2 protein-coding genes are annotated in these 3,183 nt (G+C 42.0%); one reads left to right on the top strand and one right to left on the bottom strand.

All coding sequences use genetic code 11. The annotated features are described in order from the left end of the window. Positions 1 to 1,059, bottom strand: a 1,059-nt coding sequence (locus tag ACKPEB_RS12770) for a HEAT repeat domain-containing protein (RefSeq protein ID WP_408965312.1), incomplete at its 3' end; no start/stop codon positions are given. 124 nt (positions 1,060 to 1,183) lie between these two features. Between ACKPEB_RS12770 and ACKPEB_RS12765 the strand changes: the two genes are divergently transcribed. Continuing rightward, a partial coding sequence (locus ACKPEB_RS12765) for an NERD domain-containing protein (RefSeq protein WP_408965311.1) occupies positions 1,184 to 3,183 on the top strand: 2,000 nt, incomplete at its 3' end.

Here is a 3,183-nt window from a genome sequence, read left to right as displayed (position 1 = left end):
TTTTGCCATGTCTTGAACTTCAGGATCAGGATCATCAATCGCTCGTTGTAGAATTTGATTCATTTGTGTTGCGAAATCATAAATTCGGATTAAATCTCGAATCGCATTTTTTCTGACTTCTGCATTGTCATCTTGAAGCGATAAACTTAAGGCGCGACTGAGGGGTTTTAACGTGCGAGTTCCGATTTCTGAAAGCGCTGCTAACACTAAACTCCGTTGATTAGAATCAGAAGAGATTAAGACCTCTAATAACGGTTGAATAGCTCTGGAATCTCCCTTTTGAGCCAGTTCCCAAATGGCATGACTTCTAATATCTGGGTTAGTGTGTTTTAAATCCTGAATCCATTGTTCCTGGGGATCAAGTTTAGACCCATAGGGAAGTTGAGGAAGATTAACCGTATCCGTGAGCGGACTATTAACTCCAACCGGTTTCTCAGAGGATTGATCAGGAATAGAAACCTGTAAGGACTCTCGATAACTATTTTGCTGGGTGGCAGAACTCGGAGGTTGATTCGGCTGAAGAACCGTTGGGACTGTTTGCATTTCTCCGGGTGAAACCGTTGTCACCGGGGGACGTTGAGTTTGAGGAAGTGGGGAAGCAGGGGTTACGGTTTGTGCTTCAACATCCACAACAACATCCTCCTCATCTGGAGGAACATTGATCAGTCGAATTAAAATTAAAATGGCTCCGCCCGTGACAATTAAAGCTCCTATCCCCAACAGTAAAACCTTTGAAGGTAAGCGGAAGGAAGATTTTTTGGGTTCAGGTTTTTTTTGAGCGTCTGGGGTCGGGGATTTTTCAGGGGGACTTTGGGCCATTTGCCACAACAGGTCAGAACGCTCTACATCCACTAAGGTACTGTTGTGCGTGTTTGTGAGTGGTTGGGTTTCGTTCTCAACCGTCGCCATTGCACCACTGACACCGGAGGTTCCCCCCCAGTAGGCAATACAAGCGAATATTAATAAGGTCAGGCGATAAAAAGGAGCCATGAGACTCAATTGAATGGGTGATCGATGCTGATTGATATCCGCTACAACCAAGTTAACAGAGGTTGTCATCAGTTAACACTGCTCAGGCGGGTAAACGCTAGATCATCAGACTATGACCGGAAAAAGTTTAAAGTCAATCAAAAAGCTTTCCTGTTGTTGCACGAGTTTTGCTCCTAGCTATTATCTTTTAAACATGGTTCAAGATCGTAAATTTATTACCACTGAGCCCCTGTTGACGGGGGGAGAACAAGCGGAGTCTGTCGTCTGGATGGCTATTTGTCAACACTTTAGCCCACGAGATTGTATTGCCTATTGGCGTTATCCGATTTTCTCAAAACTAGGAACGTTTCGCAAAGAACCCGATATTTTAATCGTAGATGCACAATTGGGATTAATTATTATTGAGGTGAAATCCATCACGATTGATCAAATTCTAGGAATTACAGGTCATCGTTGGGAACTCCAAGAATTTTATACCACCCAGGCGAATCCCTATCAACAGGCAGAACATCAATTATTTGCCCTCTTAGATTATTGCAATTTAGAACCTATCCTGCATCAAAAGGTTCCAGGTCGTGTCATCGTCGCCTTACCTCGCATTCTTCAGTCCCAATGGCAACATCGAGGTTTTCATGATTTACCCAGTTCTCCCCCTATTTTATTTCAAGAAGACTTCAGCCCACGCACCGTTACCCCTGATCCTGCTAGTTTAATTGAAAAAATTAGGAATGCACCGTTAGTGGTCAGGGGAGGTCAACTGTCTCAAGAACAATGGCGAATGTTAAAAGCTATTATTAGTGGAACGCCGTTATTTCGTGCACCCAGTCGTCGATTTTTTTTCAATTCAACGGATCATTTAGAAGCTTCTTTAACCCGTAGTGCCGTCTTAGCAACGGTTAGACAACGGATTTCCGAACTGGATTTACAACAGGAACAAATTGCTAAAGTTATCCCTCCTGGCCCCCAACGAATTCGAGGGATAGCGGGTTCAGGAAAAACCGTATTATTGTGTCAAAAAGCCGCCCAAATGCACCTTAAGTATCCTGAATGGGATATTGCTTTAGTCTTTTTTAGTCGCAGTTTATATGATGTCATTTTACAACAAATTGATCAATGGTTAAGGCGATTTAGTTGTCATCAAATCTCCTACAATCGGCACAATTCTAAATTAAAAGTTCTCCATGCTTGGGGTTCAAAGGAGCAACCCGGCTTTTATCGAACGATTTGTCAAGCGGCGGGAATTTGGAGCCAAAGTGTTCAACGCACCACTCGTTTAAATGCCAATGAAGCTTTAGCAGAAGCTTGTCATCATTTATTAGCATCGGCAACCATTCCGGCTATTTTTGATGCGGTTTTAATTGATGAAGGTCAAGATTTGATGGTTGATGATGATCTGAAATTTGAAGGAAAACAACCGTTTTATTGGATGGCATATCAAGCTTTACGTCCGGTGAATCTGGATCAGGGAAATAGTCCAGAACCGATTCAAAAACGATTGATTTGGGCTTATGATGAATTGCAAAGTTTAGATAGTTTAAAGATTCCCACCGCCAGCGAATTATTTGGGGATGAGTGGGGACAATTTGTAACCGGAGAATATGGAAACGGGATCAAAAAAACAGAGATTATGTCCCGATGTTATCGGGTTCCCGCCCAAATTTTGACGGCAGCTTATGGCATTGGATTAGGGTTACTACGTCCCCAAGGGTTATTAACAGGAATGAATTGGGTTGAAGATTGGGAAACATTGGGGTATAATGTAACGTTACCCAATCGAGTTTTTAACGAAAAACAATCCTATCAATCTCCTGTAAAAAGGGGTGAACAAATTACCCTCCAGCGTAGCGATCAAAATGCTCCTAACCTTGTCGCTGAATTTTGGAAAAAACCTCTAATTGAATTTGAAGTTTATCGTTCTCGTTTAGAAGAATTAACCGCATTAAGCGATCGCATTCTTTATAATTTAAAAATCGATGGATTGCGCCCCAGTCGAGAAATTTTAGTGATTATTTTAGGAAGCGGATGGGAAGCGATTCAACTCGAAACAACCGTTGCTAATTTTTTAATGCAGCAAGGAATTGATATTTTTATCCCTGGAACACCCGATTGTAATATTCTTAAACCCAGTTCTCATAATCTCCATGCGAATCAATTTTGGTGTGAAGGGGGAGTAACAATTTCTCGCATTCATCG

It is taken from the genome of Planktothrix sp. (genome assembly GCF_046067725.1).
Taxonomy (GTDB): domain Bacteria; phylum Cyanobacteriota; class Cyanobacteriia; order Cyanobacteriales; family Microcoleaceae; genus Planktothrix.
Note: the sequence above shows the minus strand (reverse complement) of the source record. Positions and strands in the feature narration are given on the sequence as shown.